At 49.7% G+C, this 21,501-nt stretch carries 25 protein-coding genes and 3 tRNA genes; 21 read left to right on the plus strand and 7 right to left on the minus strand.

Annotated features, from left to right (window positions below):
- The first annotated feature begins 4 nt into the window (after positions 1-4).
- From pgsA to OGY18_RS25845, 4 genes are all read left to right on the plus strand, one after another.
- The gene (gene pgsA, locus OGY18_RS25830; RefSeq protein WP_003030490.1) at positions 5-553 is read left to right on the plus strand and encodes a CDP-diacylglycerol--glycerol-3-phosphate 3-phosphatidyltransferase; all 549 of its coding nucleotides are present in this window, start codon (positions 5-7) and stop codon (positions 551-553) included.
- 151 nt (positions 554-704) lie between these two features.
- Positions 705-780 (plus strand) — tRNA-Gly (locus OGY18_RS25835).
- Positions 781-831: 51 nt separating this feature from the next.
- Positions 832-905, plus strand: a tRNA-Cys gene (locus tag OGY18_RS25840).
- A 12-nt stretch (positions 906-917) separates the two neighbouring features.
- Positions 918-1,004 (plus strand) — tRNA-Leu (locus tag OGY18_RS25845).
- A gap of 101 nt (positions 1,005-1,105) precedes the next feature.
- Here the strand turns inward: OGY18_RS25845 and OGY18_RS27415 are convergent.
- Positions 1,106-1,450 (minus strand): hypothetical protein, encoded by a 345-nt coding sequence (locus tag OGY18_RS27415; RefSeq protein ID WP_149282016.1) that lies wholly within the window; start codon positions 1,448-1,450, stop codon positions 1,106-1,108.
- Positions 1,451-1,654: 204 nt separating this feature from the next.
- On the opposite strand from OGY18_RS27415, the gene OGY18_RS25855 reads away from it, so the two are divergent.
- The 6 genes from OGY18_RS25855 to OGY18_RS25880 all read left to right on the plus strand — a co-directional run bounded on the left by OGY18_RS25855 (position 1,655) and on the right by OGY18_RS25880 (position 5,666).
- On the plus strand, positions 1,655-2,344 hold the full coding sequence (locus tag OGY18_RS25855) for a DUF1571 domain-containing protein (protein WP_148361838.1): 690 nt from the start codon (positions 1,655-1,657) through the stop codon (positions 2,342-2,344).
- Between the two features lie 13 nt (positions 2,345-2,357).
- Complete coding sequence (locus OGY18_RS25860) at positions 2,358-2,828, plus strand: SRPBCC family protein (protein WP_286554839.1); 471 nt, start codon at positions 2,358-2,360, stop codon at positions 2,826-2,828.
- A 208-nt stretch (positions 2,829-3,036) separates the two neighbouring features.
- A complete protein-coding gene (locus OGY18_RS25865; protein ID WP_149282013.1) occupies positions 3,037-4,179 on the plus strand; it encodes a transglutaminase-like domain-containing protein in 1,143 nt (380 codons plus the stop codon).
- Entirely contained in the window at positions 4,157-4,513 is a 357-nt protein-coding gene (locus tag OGY18_RS25870; protein ID WP_003833912.1) for a mercuric transporter MerT family protein, read from the plus strand. The genes OGY18_RS25865 and OGY18_RS25870 overlap by 23 nt, the downstream gene beginning before the upstream one ends.
- Positions 4,510-4,791: a heavy-metal-associated domain-containing protein gene (locus OGY18_RS25875; RefSeq protein WP_003833910.1), complete on the plus strand. Its 282-nt coding sequence runs from the start codon at positions 4,510-4,512 to the stop codon at positions 4,789-4,791. The genes OGY18_RS25870 and OGY18_RS25875 overlap by 4 nt, the downstream gene beginning before the upstream one ends.
- Before the next feature lie 209 nt (positions 4,792-5,000).
- Positions 5,001-5,666: a YecA/YgfB family protein gene (locus OGY18_RS25880; protein WP_003034581.1), complete on the plus strand. Its 666-nt coding sequence runs from the start codon at positions 5,001-5,003 to the stop codon at positions 5,664-5,666.
- 26 nt (positions 5,667-5,692) lie between these two features.
- Here OGY18_RS25880 and tyrP read toward each other — a convergent pair whose 3' ends face one another.
- Complete coding sequence (gene tyrP / locus OGY18_RS25885; protein ID WP_286554840.1) at positions 5,693-6,904, minus strand: tyrosine transporter TyrP; 1,212 nt, start codon at positions 6,902-6,904, stop codon at positions 5,693-5,695.
- Positions 6,905-7,129: 225 nt separating this feature from the next.
- On the opposite strand from tyrP, the gene OGY18_RS25890 reads away from it, so the two are divergent.
- The gene (locus OGY18_RS25890; protein WP_003034586.1) at positions 7,130-7,369 is read left to right on the plus strand and encodes a YecH family metal-binding protein; all 240 of its coding nucleotides are present in this window, start codon (positions 7,130-7,132) and stop codon (positions 7,367-7,369) included.
- 45 nt (positions 7,370-7,414) lie between these two features.
- Here OGY18_RS25890 and ftnA read toward each other — a convergent pair whose 3' ends face one another.
- Positions 7,415-7,912: a non-heme ferritin gene (ftnA, locus tag OGY18_RS25895; protein WP_003034588.1), complete on the minus strand. Its 498-nt coding sequence runs from the start codon at positions 7,910-7,912 to the stop codon at positions 7,415-7,417.
- Positions 7,913-8,106: 194 nt separating this feature from the next.
- On the minus strand, positions 8,107-8,442 hold the full coding sequence (gene yecR, locus OGY18_RS25900; protein ID WP_148361843.1) for a YecR family lipoprotein: 336 nt from the start codon (positions 8,440-8,442) through the stop codon (positions 8,107-8,109).
- Between the two features lie 267 nt (positions 8,443-8,709).
- Here yecR and OGY18_RS25905 point away from each other — a divergent pair, with 267 nt between their 5' ends.
- Positions 8,710-9,348 carry an RpiB/LacA/LacB family sugar-phosphate isomerase gene (locus OGY18_RS25905; protein WP_003034591.1) on the plus strand — a complete coding sequence of 213 codons (639 nt, stop codon included), beginning with the start codon at positions 8,710-8,712 and terminating at the stop codon, positions 9,346-9,348.
- Positions 9,349-9,381: 33 nt separating this feature from the next.
- Here OGY18_RS25905 and OGY18_RS25910 read toward each other — a convergent pair whose 3' ends face one another.
- The gene (locus OGY18_RS25910) at positions 9,382-10,803 is read right to left on the minus strand and encodes an MFS transporter (protein WP_148361844.1); all 1,422 of its coding nucleotides are present in this window, start codon (positions 10,801-10,803) and stop codon (positions 9,382-9,384) included.
- Positions 10,804-10,932: 129 nt separating this feature from the next.
- On the opposite strand from OGY18_RS25910, the gene OGY18_RS25915 reads away from it, so the two are divergent.
- A complete protein-coding gene (locus OGY18_RS25915; protein WP_003034595.1) occupies positions 10,933-11,184 on the plus strand; it encodes a DUF2766 family protein in 252 nt (83 codons plus the stop codon).
- Positions 11,185-11,323: 139 nt separating this feature from the next.
- On the opposite strand, the gene OGY18_RS25920 is transcribed toward OGY18_RS25915, so the two are convergent.
- Positions 11,324-11,827, minus strand: a complete 504-nt coding sequence (locus OGY18_RS25920) for a non-heme ferritin-like protein (protein WP_003034597.1) — start codon at positions 11,825-11,827, stop codon at positions 11,324-11,326.
- Between the two features lie 553 nt (positions 11,828-12,380).
- Between OGY18_RS25920 and OGY18_RS25925 the strand changes: the two genes are divergently transcribed.
- The 6 genes from OGY18_RS25925 (at position 12,381) to otsA (ending at position 19,269) form a co-directional block, all read left to right on the plus strand.
- A complete protein-coding gene (locus OGY18_RS25925) occupies positions 12,381-12,938 on the plus strand; it encodes a DJ-1/PfpI family protein (protein ID WP_286554841.1) in 558 nt (185 codons plus the stop codon).
- Positions 12,939-13,256: 318 nt separating this feature from the next.
- Positions 13,257-14,246 (plus strand): arabinose ABC transporter substrate-binding protein, encoded by a 990-nt coding sequence (locus tag OGY18_RS25930; protein WP_003833897.1) that lies wholly within the window; start codon positions 13,257-13,259, stop codon positions 14,244-14,246.
- Between the two features lie 132 nt (positions 14,247-14,378).
- Complete coding sequence (gene araG / locus OGY18_RS25935; protein WP_126317812.1) at positions 14,379-15,893, plus strand: arabinose ABC transporter ATP-binding protein AraG; 1,515 nt, start codon at positions 14,379-14,381, stop codon at positions 15,891-15,893.
- Positions 15,894-15,907: 14 nt separating this feature from the next.
- Entirely contained in the window at positions 15,908-16,894 is a 987-nt protein-coding gene (araH, locus tag OGY18_RS25940; RefSeq protein WP_003034609.1) for an L-arabinose ABC transporter permease AraH, read from the plus strand.
- A 127-nt stretch (positions 16,895-17,021) separates the two neighbouring features.
- Positions 17,022-17,873 (plus strand): trehalose-phosphatase, encoded by an 852-nt coding sequence (gene otsB, locus OGY18_RS25945; protein ID WP_407599951.1) that lies wholly within the window; start codon positions 17,022-17,024, stop codon positions 17,871-17,873.
- Complete coding sequence (otsA, locus tag OGY18_RS25950; RefSeq protein ID WP_003833894.1) at positions 17,848-19,269, plus strand: alpha,alpha-trehalose-phosphate synthase; 1,422 nt, start codon at positions 17,848-17,850, stop codon at positions 19,267-19,269. The genes otsB and otsA overlap by 26 nt, the downstream gene beginning before the upstream one ends.
- A gap of 17 nt (positions 19,270-19,286) precedes the next feature.
- Here otsA and uspC read toward each other — a convergent pair whose 3' ends face one another.
- Positions 19,287-19,715, minus strand: a complete 429-nt coding sequence (gene uspC, locus OGY18_RS25955; RefSeq protein WP_063940887.1) for a universal stress protein UspC — start codon at positions 19,713-19,715, stop codon at positions 19,287-19,289.
- Positions 19,716-20,508: 793 nt separating this feature from the next.
- Here uspC and flhD point away from each other — a divergent pair.
- Positions 20,509-20,850 carry a flagellar transcriptional regulator FlhD gene (gene flhD, locus OGY18_RS25960; RefSeq protein WP_003034622.1) on the plus strand — a complete coding sequence of 114 codons (342 nt, stop codon included), beginning with the start codon at positions 20,509-20,511 and terminating at the stop codon, positions 20,848-20,850.
- Positions 20,847-21,431, plus strand: coding sequence for a flagellar transcriptional regulator FlhC (gene flhC, locus OGY18_RS25965; protein WP_008785071.1), 585 nt, complete (start codon positions 20,847-20,849; stop codon positions 21,429-21,431). The genes flhD and flhC overlap by 4 nt, the downstream gene beginning before the upstream one ends.
- Positions 21,432-21,501: the final 70 nt, after the last annotated feature.

Raw genomic sequence — 21,501 nt, forward strand, 5'->3', positions numbered from 1 at the left:
TCATATGCAATTTAATATCCCTACGTTGCTCACGCTGTTTCGCGTCATCCTGATCCCATTTTTTGTATTGGCTTTTTACCTGCCATTCACCTGGGCTCCCTTTGTTTGTGCGCTGATCTTCTGTATCGCAGCGGTCACTGACTGGTTTGACGGTTTTCTGGCGCGCCGCTGGAACCAAAGCACGCGTTTTGGCGCCTTCCTCGATCCGGTCGCTGATAAAGTGCTGGTGGCAATCGCGATGGTCCTGGTGACAGAGCATTACCACAGCTGGTGGGTGACGCTTCCTGCCGCAACAATGATTGCGCGTGAAATTATCATCTCTGCACTGCGTGAATGGATGGCCGAACTGGGTAAACGCAGCAGCGTAGCCGTATCCTGGATCGGTAAAGTGAAAACCACTTCGCAAATGGCTGCTCTGGCCTGGCTGCTGTGGCGTCCAAATATCTGGGTAGAGTATGCTGGGATCGCACTTTTCTTCGTCGCCGCGATACTGACTTTGTGGTCAATGTTCCAGTATTTGAGCGCTGCGCGTGGAGATTTGCTTGATCAGTGATCGTTTCGACGCAAATTTCAGCAAACGATCGTCAGTGGTGAAAAATATCGTTGACTCATTGCGTCAGGTAAGTAGAATGCAACGCATCGAACGGCTGCACTGATTGCCAGACGATAACAAAATCAAGTGATTAACAAAGTTACTTGGTGATGCGGGAATAGCTCAGTTGGTAGAGCACGACCTTGCCAAGGTCGGGGTCGCGAGTTCGAGTCTCGTTTCCCGCTCCAAATTTAAGACATCGGCAATAGCGGATGTTGGCTGTAAAGCCAGAAGATTTCGGCGCGTTAGCAAAGCGGTTATGTAGCGGATTGCAAATCCGTCTAGTCCGGTTCGACTCCGGAACGCGCCTCCAATTTCTTCCCGAGCCCGGATGGTGGAATCGGTAGACACAAGGGATTTAAAATCCCTCGGCGTTCGCGCTGTGTGGGTTCAAGTCCCACTCCGGGTACCATGGGAAAGAACAGAATAATCAAAGCAATAAGCAGTGTCGTGAAACCACCTACGGGTGGTTTTTTTGTGCCTGTTTTTTACAAGTCATAGAACTCACTATTGCTAACGCCGAATCGGCGCGTTAAACATAAAGCCCCCTCGGGCAGGGTTGTTGATAAACCCATCGCGGGCGGGATTATAGTTGTGGTCCTGGAAACCATTCATCAGGATGGGATCGCCAAAGCCATCCTGTATCGCCAGCTGTCTGTGGATTCGGTTTCGTGCTCTGAACGTGAAAGCGAAATCATCCGTCCCGCCAATGATGAACACACCATTACCAGCTCGAAGTGCCGCGCTCAACTCTTGCTCTCTGACGGCCTGGTTTTGTAACGCGCTGGCTGTGGCAGACGATGACGCCAGCAGCAGTAATATGAGAACGGCGCATGAAAATACCGATGGCAGTTTCATGATTAATACCTATAAAAAGCATGGCTATTAAAGTATAGCTTTATGTTGTCATCTTAACTGAAAAGAAAACCAATATTTTAAACCTGCTGTCCATACTGTATTTAAAAGACCGGAAGAGTAGTGCTGCGCAGTTAAGAACTATAATAAAAACAGTCAACAGGTGATTACATCTGTTTGCAGACAGTGCTGGTTCAGGGGGCTGCTATGAACATTTCATCTTTTCCGATAGTCATGTTCGCAGCATTGCTCACCCTTAGTGGCGCAGCATATTCGGTGGAAAAAGAAGATATCTTTTCGCAGAATGCCAGGGCTACGGATCCCATCGAATTTTCTCAACAGTCATTTAATAACCTGAGGTCTTATCAGGTTATGATGCGCTCCTCGTCGCCATCCGATGAAAGCAAAATTATTCGCTATAGCTTTCAAAAGCCTGGGTATGTGCGGATGGATTTTACCCAACCGCATTCAGGTGCGGTGCTTATCTTTAATCCTGTCAGCGGTAAAGTGACGTTATGGCCATTTGGTGTGGGTACATTGCCCATTTTGCACCTGTCGCCTACTAATTCATTGATCCAGGATGAGCGTGGTCATCGGGTGGATCGCTCTGATATCGGCGTGTTGTTGGGCAATATTCGTCATCTGCAACGCGAAGGGACAACAACCACAGTTGGTACGGAAAACCTTGCAGGACGGGCGACAATGCACGTATCTGTGGTTGGGCCAGGAACAATGGTGATTGATGGAGTACATCGTTATGACGTCTGGCTGGATAATTATCACGGACTCCCTGCCAAAGTGATCAGCTATGCGCCAGATGAGCAGCGATTAGAAACCGTGCTTCTGGATGCTATGGTCATTAACATCCGTTTTCCCGCCAATTTCTTCTCGCCTTGAGGGAGTCTGTATTATGGCTAACTATCGGTTTTCCACTGTCTGGCGGATTGAGGCTTCTATTCAGGAGGTATGGGATGTTTTTTCTCATCCCGATCAGTGGCCCGAATGGTGGGTAAGTCTGGAACGCATTGTTGAGATTAAAAAAGGTGATATACAGGGCATTGGGGCGCTGCATCGTTATACCTGGAAAGGAGCGCTTCCTTATCGCTTAACCTTTGACATCAACGTGTTGAATATTCTGCCCTGCTCGCTGCTTGAGGGGCAAGCCAGCGGGGCGGTTGAAGGGCGAGGCGTGTGGTCTTTTTCTGCCAGTGGCGCAGAAACCATCGTCAGATATGACTGGAATGTTCGCACCACGATTCGCTGGATGAATTACCTGGCTCCGCTGGCGGCACCCGTTTTTCGCTGGAATCACGATATGGTTATGCGCGAAGGGGCCAGAGGGCTAGCCCGTAAGCTTGCAACGAATGTCTATATTTTCTGAACTCGCCCTCACGGCTGTACTTTTTGCCTGTCTATGGCTTACTATCTGTCGCGCAGTTTCTTATTTCATTCACAGTTAACAGGTCTGTTATTGATGAATAACCTCCATCGGCTCACCTTTTTATGTCAGCGTCTGTCTGCTGTGATGATCGCATACGGTTTTTACCTTCTTAGCCGTAGCTCAACTCTTATAACATGGACAGACAGCAATGCAACGTCGACAATTTCTCAAAAATAGCGTTCTCCTTTCCGCCGCCGGTTTAGTCGGTCCTGCGGTTATTAGCCAGACGGTTCACGCCGCTGAGCCATCCGTTGCACCAGCCGTGCGTCGGCGCTTTGTATTATCCCAGACATATAAACTTAACCCTCCTAAGGGGTCGAGCGGCGTGGTAAAACTGTGGATCCCGCTTCCGGTAGATACCGCGTTTCAACAAATGACGGCGCTTGCCTTTAGCGGAAACTACAAGCAGGCGTACGTTACCACTAATAATACTTATGGCGCGAAAACGCTGTTTGCCACCTGGCCTGACTCGCAGGGCGAACTGTTGATTAACGTTGATATCGACATTGAAACCGCCGACTGGGAGCCGCTGAAGCAGGACGCGCTGAAAACCTGGCAAGCGCCGGAGCAGATTATTTATCCGCTGGATGTAAAACCGTACCTGCTGCCGACGACACATACCCCAGTTGATGGGCAGGTTCTGGAAACCGCACGTAAAATTACCGGTAATGAGCAGGATCCGCTGAAAAAAGCGCGCCTGATTTACGAGTGGGTGAGTAGCCATATGGAGCGCGATAACGACGTCATCGGCTGCGGCACGGGGGATGTGGCGGAGATCTTAAAAAGCGGTAAGCTCAAAGGAAAATGCACCGACATGAGCTCCGTTTTTGTGGCTCTGGCGCGGGCCAGCGGCATTCCAGCGCGCGAACTGTTTGGCATCCGTCTGGGCAAAGCCAATAAGCTCGAACGCTACTCGAAAAGCGCTTTTGGCAAAGCTGACAGTGCAGGTGTCGCTGATGTGAGTGGCGGACAACATTGTCGCGCCGAATTCTATCTGGCCGGTTACGGCTGGTTACCGTGCGATCCTGCTGATGTGACCAAAATGCGTCTGGCAGAGAAAAAGTCGCATCAGGACGCCGATGTCCAGGCGGTAAACACTTACCTGTTTGGTAACTGGGAAATGAACTGGGTTGGATTCAACTACGGGCGTGATTTCGAGCTGTATCCGGCAACGGAGCAGGGAGCCATGAACAACTTTGGCTATCCTTACGCTGAAGTCGATGGTGACCCGATCAATTTCTATGATCCTAAAGCGTTCTCCTACAGCTATGTCGCCACAGAACAACGCTAAAGGGGCGGGACTCACCCTGTTGACGGCCGCGGCGGCTGCCGTCACCGCTGGCTTATGCTGCGTTGGACCGCTGCTCTATCTGCTGTTTGGTATTTCGGCGGCGAGCTTTGCTGTTTTCACCCAGTTTGAGTTTTTGCGAATTCCCCTGATGCTGGTGTCATTGGGTTTATTACTGCGCGTCTTCTGGCGGCTCTATTTTTCCAGGCGGCTGTGGTGTTCCGGATGGTTAACGTTGAAGCAAGCGCGCGTTCTCTACTGGTGCGCGTTGGCGTTGATTTTGCCGGTGCTATTTTATCCAACGCTCGTTGCCTGGTTTTATGAGGTATTTGAATGAAGATCTTCACGCTAGTTGCATGCCTGCTTCTGCCGCTGTGGGCTCAGGCGGCCAATCAAAAAGTGGTGCTTGATATACAAAATATGACCTGCTCGTTATGCGTTATTTCGGTCAATCAGGCGCTACGTGAAACCGACGGTGTGATTAAAGCAAAATCCTCCCTAAAAACCCGACAAGCAGAAGCGATTGTGCCAGAAGGTTTCCCAACCGATACTTTACTTAACGCGGTAGCGAAAACGGGCTATACCGCAACGCTCAACCGTATTGAACAACAGTAAACCACCTACGGGTGGTTTTATTGTGTTTTCCCGGTATGATGCCCGGCGGCTTAGTGTTCTCTTTTGTGCGTTAACTTCCGGAATTCCACGCGTTTCCTGTTAACCTGAACAGGCGGCAGCTGTATGCCGCATATGCCCATTTTTATCTGTTATCCCTCCAGCCATGTAGGATGATCACAGGCAAGATTTTTTGACTAAGGAAAAGCGTTATGAAAACGGGACCATTAAACGAGAGCGAACTGGAATGGCTGGATGATGTACTGACTAAGTACAATACAGACAAGGCTATTCTGGATGTGTCAGAACTGGATGGTTTGCTGACAGCGGTGCTGAGTTCACCGTATGAAATTGAACCAGAGCAGTGGCTGGTCGCGATTTGGGGCGGCGCGCAGTATGTCCCTCGCTGGTCCTCCGAAAAAGAAATGACGCGTTTCATGAACCTGGCGTTTCAACATATGGCGGATACGGCCGATCGTCTGGATGAATATCCTGAGCAGTTTGAGCCGCTGTTTGGTTTACGTGAAATTGACGAGCATGAACTGACCATCGTTGAAGAGTGGTGCTTTGGTTATATGCGCGGCGTCGCACTGTCAGACTGGTCCGCGTTACCGGACACGTTAAAACCAGCACTTGAAGCTATTGCGCTGCACGGTACGGAAGAGAACTTTGCGGTGGTTGAGAAACTAACGCCGGAAGCGTTTGAAGAGAGCGTCGATGCCATCCGCCTGGCAGCGCTGGACCTGCATGCTTACTGGATGGCGCATCCTCAGGAAACGCCGGTCAAAGTACCGGTGAAAGTGGATGCCAAAGTAGGGCGAAATGACCCTTGTCCGTGTGGCAGCGGCAAGAAATATAAGCAGTGCTGTTTGCACTAACAGAAAGGGGCGAAAGCCCCTTTGTTTTAACCCACTTCTGGTAGTAATCCTGCTGCAATAGAAAACTGTACTGCTATCACCACAATGCCGCACAAAAATACCAGCGCCAGCGCCGGAGCACCGCCTGCTACGCGGTAGTTGGCCTGCGGATTCTGTTTTCTGCTCTGCCAGGCCAGCATCGAGGGAATGAGCAGCGCCAGCACCGCCAGGGCAACGCCCGCATACCCTAATGCCATGACAAAACCACGCGGATAGAACAGCGCAAATGCCAGCGGCGGCAGGAAGGTCACCGCGCCGGTTTGCATTCTTCCCGCTACGGTATTGCGGCGCTGGAAGAGGTCGGCCAGGTAGTCAAATAATCCCAATGCAACGCCGAGGAAAGAGGTCGCCAGCGCGAGGTCAGCAAACAGATGCACCGCCAGTTCGACGTGCGGCGAAGCCACGACTTCACGCAATGCCTGCAATAAGCCATTTAAGCCTGCGTGGTTGGCTAATAGCCCCATGAACGTTGTCGAGTTAATGCTGCCAAGCGTCGCCAATTGCCAGAAGATATAGGCGACCAGAGGAATAGCGCTACCCGTAATAAACACCCAACGCAGTTTACGAATGTTACCGTTCATATAGCTGACGATACTGGGAACACTGCCGTGAAAACCGAATGAGGTGAAGATGACCGGGATTGCGGAGAGCGCCAGCCCCTGTTGCAGCGGCAGCGTAAGCAGGTTCACTTTATGAATATGCGGCATTAACAGAGCCAGCATCGCCACCAGGAAGATTATCTTGGCACTGAATAGCAGACGGTTGAACAGATCGACCAGCGAGGTCCCAACGCAAACCACGCCACCGGCAACAAAGGTGAACAGCAGTACGCCTGTTGTCGGGGATACATTTGTTCCGGTCCAGTCACTGATGCTGGAAGCCAGCAGTTCACCTGCACCACTGATGTACGCCGCCGTCAGGGCATACATTAAAAACATCATGCTAAAGCCCGTTACCCATTGTCCGTAACGACCAAGATAACGTTTTGCCAGCGTACCCAGCCCGGTGTCTGCCGGGACATGTTGATACACTTCAAGCAGCAGCAGCGCGGTGTAGCACATCAACGCCCAAAGACTGACTAACAATACCAGCGTGACGCTAAACCCCACGCCTGCCGCAGCCAGCGGCATTGCCAACATACCGGCACCAATCGTGGTTCCCGCCACGATAAAAATACTACCCAGGGTTCTGTTTTTCACGCTTTCCTCTGTCCCAGAGATAATCAATGGTTATATCTGCGGCGCAGATTAAGGCAAAACGCTATTTTCGTCAAATCACCGTTACAATGGCTGTACATTAATGTTTACGATGCTTTGACCGTTAAGGTGTATAACAAATGACATTTATCTGCTGATAAACCTGCGTTAGCGCAAAGCGACGATGTGCGGTTCACATTAGGCTACGGACTTTATTAAGGAGGTAGTATGGAATCTATTCACGGTCACGAAGTGCTCAACATGATGATTGAATCTGGCGAGCAGTATTCAAATGCCAGCCTTGAAGCGGCGATTACGGCACGTTTCGGCGAGCAGGCGCGTTTTCACACTTGTTCTGCGGCGGATATGACAGCAGGCGAGTTGGTGGCGTTTTTAGCGGCGAAGGGAAAGTTTATTGCAAAAGAAGACGGCTTCTCTACGCACGAAAGCAAGATCTGCCGTCACTGATTTCAAGGGGTAATGATGGCGGGCTGCCATCATTGCCCTAAAATATTAATTCTGTGTATCAAGCGTAGCCAGTTCTTTGTCGATGAAATAAAGACCTTCGCCACTTTTTCCTGCCAGCGACAGCTTATCAATAACAGATTTAAATAATTTCTCTTCTTCATGCTGCTCGGCAACATACCATTGCAGGAAATTAAAGGTTGGATAATCCTGGTGGGTCATTGCCGCGTGTGCCAGCTCATTAATTTTCTGGGTGATTAGCTGCTCGTGTTCGTAAGTAACACGGAACAGTTCATCCAGAGACGCATATTCAGCAAAGGGTGAAGAAACGGTATTAATACGCGGCAAACTGCCGGTATCGGTCAGGTAGTCGAACAGACGCTGCATGTGCGTCATCTCTTCCTGAGCGTGACGGCGCAAAAATGCGGCGGCACCTTCGAAGCTGTGATAGCTGCACCACGCGCTCATCTGTTGGTAGAGCAGAGATGAATATAATTCAAGGTTCATTTGCTCATTCAGTTGGTCGATCATTTCTGTTTTCAGCATGGTTCTGCTCCACAAACGTTATTATATATTGACGTGGCGTCACTATAATTTGTTATTTAATTATTTGCAAAAGGTAAAATAATAAATTTATTTATTAAAAATGCGAATGGGAATAAAACGCATTAACTCTATTAAACAGAGGAAATAAATAATAAAAAGGCAGAAGACCAGCAATAATGTGCTGGTCGGAAATATTAATAACTCAAGGAAGGCGACTGGGGTACCGCGACGCCGTGGCACTGCCACGCGAGCGTAATTTTGGTATTCAAACATAAAGAACCGGCATATACGCTACAGGTTGACACCGGCTGACCAAACGCTTCTGCGCTGGCATAGCCCAGGCGCTGACACTCTTTGGTGGCTGTCCCTTGGGTAACGTAGTCATCGGTACGTGCCGTTTGTAACATGGCCTGATTATAAGTCAGGCGAACCACACCAGTGATGGCGCTGGCTTCGCTGACCTGTGCCTGTTTTGTAATTGTGCATCCTGTCAGCACGAGCGGCAAAAGCGCCAGGATAAAAGTCTTCATGAGATCGCTCTGAAAGTTTGAAGATACACTATCATGGCATACAGAGGCCCTCATCAATGGCTTGAATAGCCCGAAGATCACCTGCGATTAATCACAACGAGGTCATTTGTTTGCGGCAATTCTGAACTGTTCAGACAGGAATGTGAGCGCAACTTTGTTTTTTAAAACTAAATTTCATTAAATTTGAAAGTGTGATTGCAAAATAGTAATGTGGCTGAATGTTATGACTTTCAGCGGGCTACCGCAGCGCATTCAGGAGAGTACAGAATGAAAATTGCATTGATGATGGAAAACAGCCAGGCAAGCAAAAACGCCATCATCCATAACGAGCTTAAGGCCGTTGCGGATGAGAAAGGTTTTCCGGTCTATAACGTTGGGATGAGCGACGAAAATGATCATCATCTGACCTACATCCATTTAGGAATTATGGCCAGCATCCTGCTTAATTCCAAAGCTGTAGACTTTGTTGTTACAGGTTGCGGTACGGGCCAGGGGGCAATGATGTCACTGAATATCCATCCGGGTGTGGTGTGTGGTTATTGCCTCGATCCTGCAGATGCGTTCTTGTTCTCTCAGATTAACAACGGCAACGCGCTTTCTCTGGCATTCGCCAAAGGTTTTGGCTGGGGTGCTGAGCTGAATGTGCGCTATATGTTTGAAAAAGCGTTCACCGGGCGTAACGGTGAAGGCTACCCACCGGAGCGTAAAGAGCCGCAGGTGCGTAACGCCGGTATTCTGAATCAGGTGAAAGCGGCTGTGGTAAAAGAAAATTATCTGGACACGCTGCGCGCTATCGATCCTGAACTGGTGAAAACCGCTGTATCAGGCCCGCGCTTCCAGCAGTGCTTCTTTGAAAACTGCCAGGACAAAGCAATCGAAGCGTTTGTACGCGAGGTGATTGGCTAAGTCCTGTTGGCCCGGCGGCGTTCACCCCCCGGGCTACCTGTTCTTGTTCGATACTGCGCTTCCTGCATCACGGGTGAGCCGCAGCGTATCCACCATACCTACCAGGCAAATAATGGCAATAGCGACAAAGGCCAGCCGGAAACTGATCCCCGGAATATTGCCCAATGCCAGCCTTTCACTGACCACATCACCAATGCGGATGCCAATAGCGGCTAAAGAAATGCCCAATCCCACCGCTAATTGTGTCGCCGTACTGAACAGCGTATTAGCGTAGCTCATTTGTGCCGCGGGGACGTCCGCGAAGGCAAGTGTGCTGACGCCGGTAAACTGAATTGAGCGGAACACGCCGCCCAGATACAACACCAGCAAAATAACCCACACGGGGGTCTGTGGTGTAATTAATGCACAGGCCAGCAGCGCCAGAACGTTAAGTGCACCGTTAATCAACAGCAGTTTCTTAAAGCCCAGCCAGCGTATCAACGGTGTGGTGGCAGGTTTAATCGTCAGATTGCCGACAAATACCGCCAGTACCAGCGAACCCGCGTGAAAAGCGTTCATGCCAAAACCTACCTGAAACATTAACGGCAGCAGAAACGGCACGGCGCTGATAGAGGCACGAAACAGCGATCCGCCATACATGGTGACGCGAAAAGTAGGGACGTTCATGGCATCAAGGCGAATCATTGGCCAGGCGGTGTGATGAAAATGATGCAGGGCAAACAGAAAGGTCACTGTTCCTAGCGCCAAAAGTCCGGCGGTCAGCCAGCCTTGAGGCTGTTGGGTTCCCAGTAACTCCATGGCATACACCAGGCTCACCATCGCAACAGAGGTTGCGATAAATCCCGTTATATCAAATGGGCGGCGCTCGTCGTCATGAATATCCGGAATAAAACGTAGCGCCAGCGCAATCGCCAGTATTCCGAGCGGTACATTAATGAAAAAGATCCAGCGCCAGTTGGCATAGCTGGTAATGAATCCGCCAAGGGGAGGGCCAATGATGGGCGCGACTAACGCGGGCCAGGTCAGGGTCGCAATAGCGGTGATCAACTGATGTTTAGGCGTGGTTCGTAATACCGCGAGTCGGCCAACCGGAACCATTAACGCACCACCTACACCCTGTAAGATTCGCATGGCGACAAAGCTCTCAAGGCTTTCGGACAAACCGCATAAAACCGAGGCGAGAGTAAATATCGCCAGTGCAAGGGTAAACACCTTTCGGGCGCCGAAGCGATCCGCAATCCAGCCGCTGGCGGGGATCAGTACCGCGAGGGTGATCAGATAGGCGCTGATACCTATGTTTAGGTCAACTGCCTGCACGCCAAAACTTTTCGCCATGTCGGGCAGTGCGGTGGCAATCACCGTGCCGTCAATAAACTCCATAAAGAAAGCCCCGGCAACCAGTAATGCCGCCGGGGATAGACCGCGTTTGTTCTCAACCGCAAAATGTTCACTCATGTTGTGCTTGCCATCTCAAAAGAAACTGACTGGAACTATTTTTATTTTCAGCGCATTCGGAAGGCATGCGCGGCTATCGTTTCGTTCGTTGAATGGGTACTATGACGACCTTTCTATAAGGAGCTCACTATGTCCCAAACACTGAATGCCGATCAGGAACTGCTCTCGGACGTTGTTGCCTGTCAGCTGGTTATCAAGCAGATTCTGGATGTTCTTGATGTTATTGCCCCAGTAGAAGTTCGGGAGAAAATGTCCAGCCAGCTGAAAAGCATCGACTTTTCCAGCCACCCTGCAGGTGCCGATCCGGTCACTATGCGCGCAATACAAAAAGCGGTTGCCTTGATCGAGTTGAAATTCACGCCGCAGAATGAATCTCACTAAAATAAACCGTTGTTTCAGGTTTTAGAAAGGTTTTTTTGCGCCTCGCAGAATGAGAGGCGTGAGCGTAGAGAAAATTAAGCACCAGCCGGATAAGGTGCGTCGCATCGTTATCCGGCATTAACACGATGAAAATTGAAGATTAGTGATGTTGATAGTTCACGACGTTCAGCAGGTGCTTATCGGTTTGCGCCATGCACAGTCCCGCACGTTTAGCGCTGCGGACTTCATCAAGAATCGTCTGTAACAGCACGCCATCCTGCTGCTGCTCTTTTTCCAGATCGTGAAGAAAATCAATGGTTGTTGCATCATTCAAGGCTTCTGCTTCATTAGTTAAGCGTGATAGCTTGCTGTAGCGCTGTTGGTATTCATCCAGCGTTTTCTGAAACAGTTCTTCAAGGGAAGTTAGTTCATCACCCGGAACATCAATAGCCTTGACGATAGGGTTAGCCCCGGCACTTTTCATAAAATTAAACATACGCATCATTTGAGTCACGTTACCTTGCGCCTGGGTGCGTAGAAAGGTTGCGGTGCCAGTCAGGCTGTGTTCGTAGCACCATTCACTGAGATGCAGGTAAAGATTCGATGCGTAGAACTCGAGGTTCATTTGTGTGTTGAGTTTATGAACAATTCCAACTGCAGCCATATCAATATCCTTATTTCCAGAAAGGGGAATGTACGTTACTAACGTCAGTGCAACGGGCTGCCGCTACACGTCACCACTACGTACAATTAAAACTGTTAGCAGAATAAATCCGTTCCGCCGGTCCTTTAGTGATCACGAATTATATTCGCTCCCGATCGAGATTCAGCATAACTCCAGTCCCGACATAAGAAAATCCTTAAATCTGCGTATTTATGATTTTTTACATATTGTCATAGCAATATTAGTGATTTTTCCGCTTGTGCATATAAATGCTGTGAATATAACAGATTGATATTTATGGGATTAAAGTAAAATATTGATAATGAAATGATATTTCATATCACGAAATGGAATTTCACAATCAGGTATTGTCTGTCGCCAGATGATTATCTTGTCTTCGGATGAAGAAATTTCACCATTGACCCGCGTCGGTGAACGTTATCTGCTGGCTAATTTTTTGCGCCAGATCAGTTTTGTGGAAATTAATAAAGTTAAGCGCCTGAATGATTCGGCATTTATTGTTTGGTGTATTTGGAAAAATCGAGGAGTGTGTATGAAAAAGGTTGCCGTGCTACTGGCACCTGGTTTTGAAGAGGCGGAAGCCATTGTTACCATTGATATTCTGCGCCGCCTGCAGATCGAAGTTGAAACACTGGCCTGCGCCGAGTCCTGTGCGGTGGTGAGCTACCATGACGTGCCGATGGTGACGGACAGCACGCTGGCTGCGCGTCAGACGGATCTTTATGATGCCGTTGTGTTACCCGGCGGGCCGCAGGGCAGCGTTAACCTTGCCGCCAGTGAGGCTGTCATCCAGTTTATCGCTCGCCATGACGATGCAGGAAAACTCATTTGCCCGGTGTGTTCTGCGGCGGCGCGTGTGCTGGGCGGCAACGGCTTGCTGAAGGGGCGCCGCTACGTGTGTTCGGGAGATCTGTGGCAAAACGTCGTGGATGGAGAATATATTGATGCGCCGGTTGTTGAAGATGGCAACCTTATTAGCGGTAAAGGGTTAGGGCATATTTTCGATTTTGCTTTCACGCTTTCGGCGCGTCTGCTGGAAGATGACATTCCGGTTCGCGATCATGCTGACCACATTTATTACAGATGGTAATCATTGTGCTCCCGAATGCTTCGGTATTCGGGAACAAGGATTCGTTGGCTGACGTTATGGACTAATCTGCTATCCCTCTTTTTTCCCGTCGACAAAACCGCGTTTTTTTATGTCATTTCCCGCTGAATTTATGTACGCAATTACTGTAATTCTGTGGTGTGATGCCGCTCTCTTATGGAGAATCAATTTCCCGCTAAAAATACTCTCAGTACTGGCATTGATCTTATCAATAAAAGGTAATGCCTTGTTTTACGTCCGAATTACAAAAAATCGTCTGATTTTACCCTACATAAAAGAACGTTAAAGCTGGAGTTAACCATGCACAAATTCACTAAAGCGCTGGCTGCCATCGGTCTGGCTGCCATTATGTCACAATCCGCTATCGCTGAATCCATGAAGCTCGGTTTCCTGGTCAAACAGCCGGAAGAACCGTGGTTCCAGACTGAATGGAAATTTGCCGATAAAGCCGGTAAAGACCTTGGTTTTGAGGTGATTAAAATTGCCGTTCCGGATGGTGAGAAAACCCTTAACGCCATCGACAGCCTGGCTGCAAGTGGAGCAAAAGGGTTTGTGATTTGCACGCCAGATCCAAAACTGGGACCAGCCATTATGGCTAAGGCGCGTGGCTACGATATGAAAGTTATTGCCGTCGACGACCAGTTTGCCAACGCTAAAGGTAAGCCGATGGATACCGTGCCGCTGGTGATGATGGCGGCAACCAAAATTGGTGAACGCCAGGGCCAGGAGCTGTACAAGGAGATGCAAAAACGCGGTTGGGATGTGAAATCCACCGCCGTAATGGCCATTACCGCCAACGAACTGGATACCGCACGTCGTCGTACTTCTGGTTCAATGGAAGCGCTTAAAGCCGCAGGCTTCCCGGAAAAACAGATTTACCAGGTCCCAACAAAATCGAATGACATCCCCGGCGCATTTGACGCCGCCAACTCCATGCTGGTTCAGCATCCTGAAGTCAAAAACTGGCTGATTGTCGGCATGAACGACAACACCGTGCTGGGTGGCGTACGTGCTACCGAAGGGCAGGGCTTCAAAGCACCAAACGTGATTGGTATCGGGATCAACGGCGTTGACGCGGTTAGCGAGCTGTCTAAAGGCGAAGCGACCGGATTCTACGGTTCACTGCTGCCAAGCCCGGATGTGCACGGCTATAAATCCAGTGAAATGCTCTACAACTGGGTAACGAAAGGTGCAGAGCCACCGGCATTCACTGAAGTGACGGATGTGGTGCTGATTACCCGCGATAACTTCAAAGAAGAGCTGGCGAAGAAAGGCTTAGGCGGTAAGTAACAGAAATGCTGCGATGTTGTAGGCCGGATAAGGCGAAGCCGCCATCCGGCGCAATGCCCGGTGGCGCTGTGCTTACCGGGCCTACGTCCGGCGGTTTTCCAGGCCGGTAAAATCCTGACTCACGGAGACGTTATGCAACAGTCTACCCCGTATCTCTCATTTCGCGGCATTGGCAAAACGTTCCCGGGCGTTAAGGCGCTGACGGATATCAGTTTCGACTGCTATGCCGGACAGGTGCATGCGCTGATGGGCGAAAATGGCGCCGGGAAATCAACACTCTTAAAAATTCTCAGCGGTAACTATGCGCCAACAACGGGATCTCTGACGATCCGCGGACAGGAAGTTTCGTTCGCGGATACCACTGCCGCACTCAACGCCGGTGTCGCCATTATTTATCAGGAACTGCATCTCGTCCCGGAAATGACCGTTGCCGAGAATATTTACTTAGGGCAGTTACCGCACAAAGGCGGGATTGTGAACCGCTCGCTGCTGAACTATGAAGCAGGAATCCAGCTGAAGCATCTGGGGATGGATATCGATCCCGATACCCCACTGAAATACCTCTCCATTGGCCAGTGGCAGATGGTGGAGATTGCAAAAGCGCTGGCGCGAAACGCCAAAATTATCGCCTTTGATGAACCAACCAGCTCCCTGTCGGCTCGCGAGATTGAGAATCTGTTTCGCGTTATCCGTGAGCTGCGCAACGAAGGACGTATCATTCTGTACGTTTCGCACCGTATGGAGGAGATTTTTGCTCTCAGCGATGCCATCACTGTGTTTAAAGATGGTCATTACGTCAAAACGTTCTCGGACATGCAGCAGGTCGATCACGATGCGTTGGTGCAGGCGATGGTCGGGCGTGACCTCGGGGATATCTATGGCTGGAAATCCAGACCGTATGGCACAGAGCGTCTGCGGCTGCATGAAGTCAAAGCTCCAGGCGTGCGTACGCCAATCAGCTTATCTGTGCGAAGCGGTGAAATTGTCGGGCTGTTTGGCCTGGTGGGGGCCGGACGTAGCGAATTAATGAAAGGGCTGTTCGGCGGTACGCGTATCACGGCGGGCCAGGTATTTATTGATGAACAGCCTATCGATATCCGTAAACCAAGCCATGCCATTGAAGCGGGTATGATGCTGTGCCCGGAGGATCGCAAAGCCGAAGGGATCATTCCGGTCCATTCAGTGCGCAACAACATCAACATTAGTGCACGGCGTAAGCATGTTCTGGGGGGATGCGTGATCAACAACGGCTGGGAAGAGACCAATGCCGATCACCATATTCGTTCACTCAACATCAAAACGCCGGGTGCAGAGCAACTGATCATGAACCTCTCCGGCGGTAATCAACAGAAGGCTATTCTCGGTCGTTGGTTATCGGAAGAGATGAAAGTGATTTTGTTGGATGAGCCTACACGCGGCATTGATGTGGGCGCCAAGCATGAAATTTACAACGTGATTTATGCCCTCGCAGCGCGCGGTGTGGCCGTATTGTTTGCTTCCAGTGACCTGCCAGAAGTGCTCGGTGTCGCCGACCGTATTGTGGTGATGAGAGAAGGCGAAATTGCCGGTGAGTTACTTCATGAACAGGCGGATGAGCGCCAGGCGTTGAGCCTTGCTATGCCTAAAGTCAGCCAGGCTGTAGCCTGAATAAGGAGAGTATGATGTCTTCCGTTTCTACATCGGGTTCTGGCGCAGCGAAGTCGGCGCTAAATCTGGGCCGCATTTGGGATCAATACGGCATGCTGGTGGTGTTCGCCGTGCTGTTCCTGGTTTGTTCCCTCTTTGTGCCAAACTTTGCGACTTTCATCAACATGAAGGGGTTAGGGCTGGCGGTATCGATGTCGGGTATGGTTGCCTGCGGGATGCTGTTTTGCCTGGCATCCGGTGATTTCGACCTGTCTGTCGCATCTGTGATTGCCTGTGCTGGTGTTACCACTGCCGTAGTCATTAACATGACCGAAAGTCTGTGGATTGGTGTGGCTGCCGGACTGCTGCTCGGTATTCTGTGTGGCCTGGTCAATGGGTTCGTGATTGCGCGGTTAAAAATTAACGCCCTAATCACTACTCTTGCGACAATGCAGATTGTACGTGGTCTGGCCTATATTATCTCCGACGGTAAGGCAGTCGGGATTGAAGACGAGCGTTTCTTCACACTCGGCTATGCTAACTGGTTTGGTCTGCCGGCGCCTATCTGGATCACGGTCGTTTGTTTCATTGTCTTTGGCTTACTGCTGAACAAAACCACGTTTGGGCGTAATACACTGGCCATTGGGGGCAATGAAGAGGCGGCGCGCCTGGCTGGGGTTCCGGTTGTTCGCACCAAGATTATTATCTTTATTCTTTCCGGTCTGGTATCCGCCATTGCCGGGATTATCCTCGCATCGCGTATGACCAGCGGCCAGCCAATGACCTCAATCGGTTATGAGTTGATCGTTATTTCGGCCTGCGTGTTAGGGGGCGTTTCGCTTAAAGGCGGCATCGGAAAAATCTCATATGTGGTGGCCGGGGTGCTGATCCTGGGTACAGTTGAGAATGCGATGAACCTGCTGAATATCTCTCCGTTCGCGCAGTATGTGGTACGTGGCCTCATCCTGCTGGCGGCGGTGATCTTCGACCGTTATAAGCAAAAAGCGAAGCGTACCGTTTGATGATTTAAACCCCAACTTTTTAGTCTAGCTTCTGCCCGTCGCCAGCCGCTACCCGGCTGGCGATTGTTTTTTCAAATGGCGAGCATGGTCACACTGTCTATACTTATATCCGTCATACATCATCTATATGCCGCGATCCGCGTGGCGTTCTGACCATGATGAGGAGGATAACCGGGTGACAGCATCACTGACTTTACCCCCTGAACAATCTGCAAACTGTGCTTACTTTTTTGATCTCGATGGGACACTTGCTGAGATTAAACCCTTTCCCGACCAGGTCGTTGTCCCGAAGACAATCCTGCAATGTCTACATCAGTTAGCGACGCAGAATGCGGATGCGCTGGCATTGATTTCAGGGCGCTCAATGGTTGAGCTTGACGCACTCACTACTCCGTTTCGTTTTCCGCTTGCCGGAGTACATGGGGCAGAACGCCGTGACATCAATGGTCAGACGCACATAGTAAACCTGCCTGAAGGTATCGAACGTGAAGCCGGGGCGTTATTACACGCAGCGTTGGTGACGTTACCGGGGGCAACACTTGAAACCAAAGGCATGGCCTTCGCGTTGCATTATCGCCAGGCACCCGAACACGAAGCGGCGCTGGTTACCCTGGCTGAAGGCATCACGCGCAGATGGCCGCAGCTTGCTCTGCAGCACGGAAAATGTGTCGTGGAAATAAAGCCTAAGGGCAGCAATAAAGGCGACGCGATAGCTGCATTTATGCAGGAAGCGCCTTTTGCTGGCCGGATCCCTGTGTTTTTCGGTGATGATCTGACAGATGAAACAGGGTTTGCTGTAGTTAACCGCGCTGGCGGTATTTCTGTAAAGGTAGGGAGCGGGCCGACGCAGGCAACATGGCGTCTGGATGGCGTCAGGGATGTCTGGCACTGGCTGGAGAAAAATAACTCTTCGCAGCAAGAACCCAAAGCAACGAATAACAGAAGAGGTGGCTATGAGTCGTTTAGTCGTAGTATCTAATCGTATCGCCTCACCAGATGACAAAGGGAGCGCGGGTGGGCTCGCGGTCGGTGTACTGGGCGCGTTAAAAGCTGCTGGTGGTTTATGGTTTGGCTGGAGTGGTGATACAGGTAATGAGGATAAACCGTTAAAAAAGGTCACGCGTGGCAATATCACCTGGGCCTCGTTTAATTTGAGTGAGCAAGATTACGAAGAGTATTACTGCCAGTTTTCAAATGCGGTTTTATGGCCCGCGTTTCACTATCGACTGGATTTAGTTCAGTTTCAGCGCTCTGCCTGGGAAGGTTACCAACGGGTTAATGCCTTACTGGTAGATAAACTTCTGCCGTTGCTTGGCGATGACGACATTATTTGGGTTCATGATTACCATCTGTTGCCGTTTGCCTGCGAGTTACGTAAGCGCGGCGTGCGCAATCGCATCGGTTTTTTCCTGCATATTCCTTTTCCGACGCCGGAAATTTTTAATGCGCTCCCTCCACATCTGGCGCTGCTTGAGCAAATGTGTGATTTTGATTTGCTTGGTTTCCAGACCGAAAACGATCGCCAGGCTTTTCTGGACTGTCTCGCAGCCCAGACTCGGGTGACCACGCATAAAGATAAGCACCACCAGGCATGGGGAAAAGCGTTTCGCACTCAGGTCTATCCCATCGGTATTGAACCGGATGAGATTGCTCGACAGGCGTCCGGTCCGCTGCCACCAAAACTGGCACAGCTAAAAGCGGAGCTTAAAAATGTGCAGAATATTTTCTCCGTGGAGCGTCTGGATTACTCCAAAGGCTTGCCGGAGCGCTTTCAGGCCTATGAGGCCTTACTGGAACATTATCCGCAGCACCACGGTAAAATTCGCTATACGCAGATAGCACCGACCTCGCGTGAAGAGGTGCAGGCCTATCAGGATATTCGCCACCAACTGGAAACAGAGGCAGGGCGAATCAACGGCAAATATGGGCAACTGGGCTGGACGCCGCTTTACTATCTGAACCAGTATTTTGATCGTAAATTGCTGATGAAGATCTTCCGCTACTCGGATGTAGGGTTGGTGACCCCGTTGCGCGATGGTATGAACCTGGTGGCGAAAGAGTTTGTGGCCGCACAGGATCCTGCTAACCCTGGCGTGCTGGTTTTATCGCAATTTGCCGGGGCGGCGAACGAGCTAACCTCCGCGCTTATTGTTAATCCTTATGACCGGGATGAAGTGGCAGGCGCATTAAACCAGGCGCTGACGATGCCACTTACCGAACGTATCTCGCGCCACGCTGAAATGCTTGAGACTATCGTTAAAAACGATATCGACAACTGGCAGGCGACGTTCATTTGCGATCTTAAAACGGTCACGCCGCGTCGGAGTCAATGCCAACTGCCAGACAATATCTCTTCCTGTTCTAAACTCGCATGAAGTCGTGGCACCGTGGATTAATCTCCAGCTAGCGGAACCAGAAGAACGTCCACCTGGCTGGTATGAATCACGCTTTTCGCTGAACAGGCAGCGCGCGAAAAAAAACTGTGGTTATGGTTGCCGTAAATGACCAGATCAACGGCGTGTTTGCGGCATACATCCAGGATATGTTCATTCAGAGCCCCATAGGTAATAAAGGTATGTTCAATGGGGTATTCTGCTTCTTTGCTAAGTTTGTCGATAAAATCCTGAGTCTCTTCCTGCATGACTTCACGCAGGTCTTCCAGCATGGGGGCAGCAAACTGGTTATACAGTTCGGGGTCTGAGACCAGTGTAATCAGGCTAATTCGGGCGTTGACAGGGCGAGCGATAGAAACCGCCTTGTCTAACAACTGCTGACTTTCAGGGGTGGCGGCAACAGCAACAAGAATGTGCGAATAGCTCATAACTCGCTCCTTTTTTTCAAGAATTATGAGAGGGCTTTTCAGCTTTACTCAGCTTACTCCATACTGCAACGTTTCCTTCCTTCATAGTGTGAATGTCATCATGATTATTCATTAATTATTCTTATAAATAGAATAATCGATTCATATTAGTTGCAGATATGTTCAAGTTACTTAAGTGAAACCCACTGCTAATGAAAACAATGTGTTAATAGAAATTAAACATATATTAACATTTGCAAGGTCGTCACATCGCGGTATTAATTAATCACTCTAAATATTTAACTTGTTGTTTATAAAGAATTTAATTAAAAAAGTTTTTTGAGTTAAATATGTGATCCAGCTCGCTATTTCACGGCGTGATATTAACGGATGTGAACAAAATACTATTCGCTTTTATTGCAAGAATATTCGTACATCAGGAATTGAAATGGATGATGGCAGAGTAAAAAATAAGCAAAGTAAAAGCTACGCTGATGGATTTATGTTAAGTGTTTGGCTGGTTTATGTGATCTTGATCACATATTCTTTAAATTCGCAGCATAGCTCCGTTGTATGTGTAACTGACGGCGGGTAGAGTTGCGTCGAATTAGGAAAAATCTTAGACATTTGTAAGAATTGATGTGAGCTTGTAAGGGACGCTGCCTTCTTAAAAGGGAATGTTTAGACAACGCGTAAGTGTCGTCACGCTGCTATGTATTTGACCTTTTGCTTTTTTTTACCGGGCCTTCCCGGCGACATCACGGGGTGCGGTTTTACCGCATGAAAACAATGTTGGTTATTATGGATGCAAATAATGCATACATCCGAGTTGCTGAAACACATCTATGACATCAATTTGTCATATTTATTGCTTGCACAGCGTTTGATCGTTCAGGACAAAGCATCTGCGATGTTTCGCCTTGGTATCAGCGAGGAAATGGCGGACACGTTGGCAACATTAACACTTCCTCAAATGGTCAAACTGGCCGAAACAAACCAACTGGTATGTCATTTCCGTTTCGACGATCACCAGACTGTTACTCGCCTGACGCAAGACTCCCGCGTTGACGATCTTCAGCAAATTCATACTGGTATCATGCTTTCAACACGCCTGTTAAGCGACATCGATGATGCAGCACGTAAGAAAAGGGCTTGATGATGAGCGAAAAAAGCATTGTTCAGGAAGCGCGTGATATCCAGTTAGCAATGGAATTAATCACATTGGGCGCCCGTTTGCAAATGCTGGAAAGCGAAACGCAATTAAGCCGTGGTCGATTAATCAAGCTGTACAAAGAATTACGCGGTAGTCCTCCGCCAAAAGGGATGCTCCCGTTTTCCACCGACTGGTTTATGACGTGGGAACAAAATATTCATGCGTCGATGTTTTGCAATGCATGGCAATTCTTGCTCAAAACGGGTCTCTGTAGCGGCGTGGATGCCGTGATCAAGGCGTATCGGTTATATCTTGAGCAGTGCCCGCAGCCTGAAGAAGGGCCACTGCTGGCGTTAACCCGCGCGTGGACGCTGGTGCGATTTGTCGACAGCGGATTGCTGGAGTTGTCCCAATGCAATTGCTGCGGTGGGAATTTTATCACCCACGCACACCAACCCGCAGGCAGCTTTGCCTGTAGTTTATGCCAACCGCCATCACGGGCCGTAAAAAGACGTAAACTTTCCCAGAATGCTGCCGATATTATTCCACAACTGCTGGATGAACAGATCGAACAGGCTGTTTAACTGATACGGTGTGGATGAACACTCCAGCAGCGGTAAGCAATTACCGCTGCTTTTTTTTGTCCTGACCTTA

It is taken from the genome of Citrobacter sp. Cpo142 (assembly GCF_030332425.1).
GTDB classification, from domain to species: domain Bacteria; phylum Pseudomonadota; class Gammaproteobacteria; order Enterobacterales; family Enterobacteriaceae; genus Citrobacter; species Citrobacter portucalensis.

What these genes read in the sequence shown, in the direction of transcription:
- OGY18_RS25860 (WP_286554839.1), top strand. Translation starts at nt 2,358, where the DNA reads ATGGCTAACTATCGGTTTTCCACTGTCTGGCGGATTGAGGCTTCTATT.
- OGY18_RS25875 (WP_003833910.1), top strand. Translation starts at nt 4,510, where the DNA reads ATGAAGATCTTCACGCTAGTTGCATGCCTGCTTCTGCCGCTGTGGGCT.
- ftnA (WP_003034588.1), bottom strand. Translation starts at nt 7,912, where the DNA reads ATGCTGAAAACAGAAATGATCGACCAACTGAATGAGCAAATGAACCTT.
- pgsA (WP_003030490.1), top strand. Translation starts at nt 5, where the DNA reads ATGCAATTTAATATCCCTACGTTGCTCACGCTGTTTCGCGTCATCCTG.
- OGY18_RS25890 (WP_003034586.1), top strand. Translation starts at nt 7,130, where the DNA reads ATGGAATCTATTCACGGTCACGAAGTGCTCAACATGATGATTGAATCT.
- uspC (WP_063940887.1), bottom strand. Translation starts at nt 19,715, where the DNA reads ATGAGCTATTCGCACATTCTTGTTGCTGTTGCCGCCACCCCTGAAAGT.
- OGY18_RS25915 (WP_003034595.1), top strand. Translation starts at nt 10,933, where the DNA reads ATGTCCCAAACACTGAATGCCGATCAGGAACTGCTCTCGGACGTTGTT.
- otsA (WP_003833894.1), top strand. Translation starts at nt 17,848, where the DNA reads ATGAGTCGTTTAGTCGTAGTATCTAATCGTATCGCCTCACCAGATGAC.
- OGY18_RS25930 (WP_003833897.1), top strand. Translation starts at nt 13,257, where the DNA reads ATGCACAAATTCACTAAAGCGCTGGCTGCCATCGGTCTGGCTGCCATT.
- OGY18_RS25870 (WP_003833912.1), top strand. Translation starts at nt 4,157, where the DNA reads ATGTCGCCACAGAACAACGCTAAAGGGGCGGGACTCACCCTGTTGACG.
- OGY18_RS25910 (WP_148361844.1), bottom strand. Translation starts at nt 10,803, where the DNA reads ATGAGTGAACATTTTGCGGTTGAGAACAAACGCGGTCTATCCCCGGCG.
- OGY18_RS25865 (WP_149282013.1), top strand. Translation starts at nt 3,037, where the DNA reads ATGCAACGTCGACAATTTCTCAAAAATAGCGTTCTCCTTTCCGCCGCC.
- araG (WP_126317812.1), top strand. Translation starts at nt 14,379, where the DNA reads ATGCAACAGTCTACCCCGTATCTCTCATTTCGCGGCATTGGCAAAACG.
- flhD (WP_003034622.1), top strand. Translation starts at nt 20,509, where the DNA reads ATGCATACATCCGAGTTGCTGAAACACATCTATGACATCAATTTGTCA.
- OGY18_RS25920 (WP_003034597.1), bottom strand. Translation starts at nt 11,827, where the DNA reads ATGGCTGCAGTTGGAATTGTTCATAAACTCAACACACAAATGAACCTC.
- otsB (WP_407599951.1), top strand. Translation starts at nt 17,022, where the DNA reads ATGCCGCGATCCGCGTGGCGTTCTGACCATGATGAGGAGGATAACCGG.
- OGY18_RS25925 (WP_286554841.1), top strand. Translation starts at nt 12,381, where the DNA reads ATGAAAAAGGTTGCCGTGCTACTGGCACCTGGTTTTGAAGAGGCGGAA.
- araH (WP_003034609.1), top strand. Translation starts at nt 15,908, where the DNA reads ATGTCTTCCGTTTCTACATCGGGTTCTGGCGCAGCGAAGTCGGCGCTA.
- OGY18_RS27415 (WP_149282016.1), bottom strand. Translation starts at nt 1,450, where the DNA reads ATGAAACTGCCATCGGTATTTTCATGCGCCGTTCTCATATTACTGCTG.
- OGY18_RS25880 (WP_003034581.1), top strand. Translation starts at nt 5,001, where the DNA reads ATGAAAACGGGACCATTAAACGAGAGCGAACTGGAATGGCTGGATGAT.
- OGY18_RS25855 (WP_148361838.1), top strand. Translation starts at nt 1,655, where the DNA reads ATGAACATTTCATCTTTTCCGATAGTCATGTTCGCAGCATTGCTCACC.
- yecR (WP_148361843.1), bottom strand. Translation starts at nt 8,442, where the DNA reads ATGAAGACTTTTATCCTGGCGCTTTTGCCGCTCGTGCTGACAGGATGC.
- OGY18_RS25905 (WP_003034591.1), top strand. Translation starts at nt 8,710, where the DNA reads ATGAAAATTGCATTGATGATGGAAAACAGCCAGGCAAGCAAAAACGCC.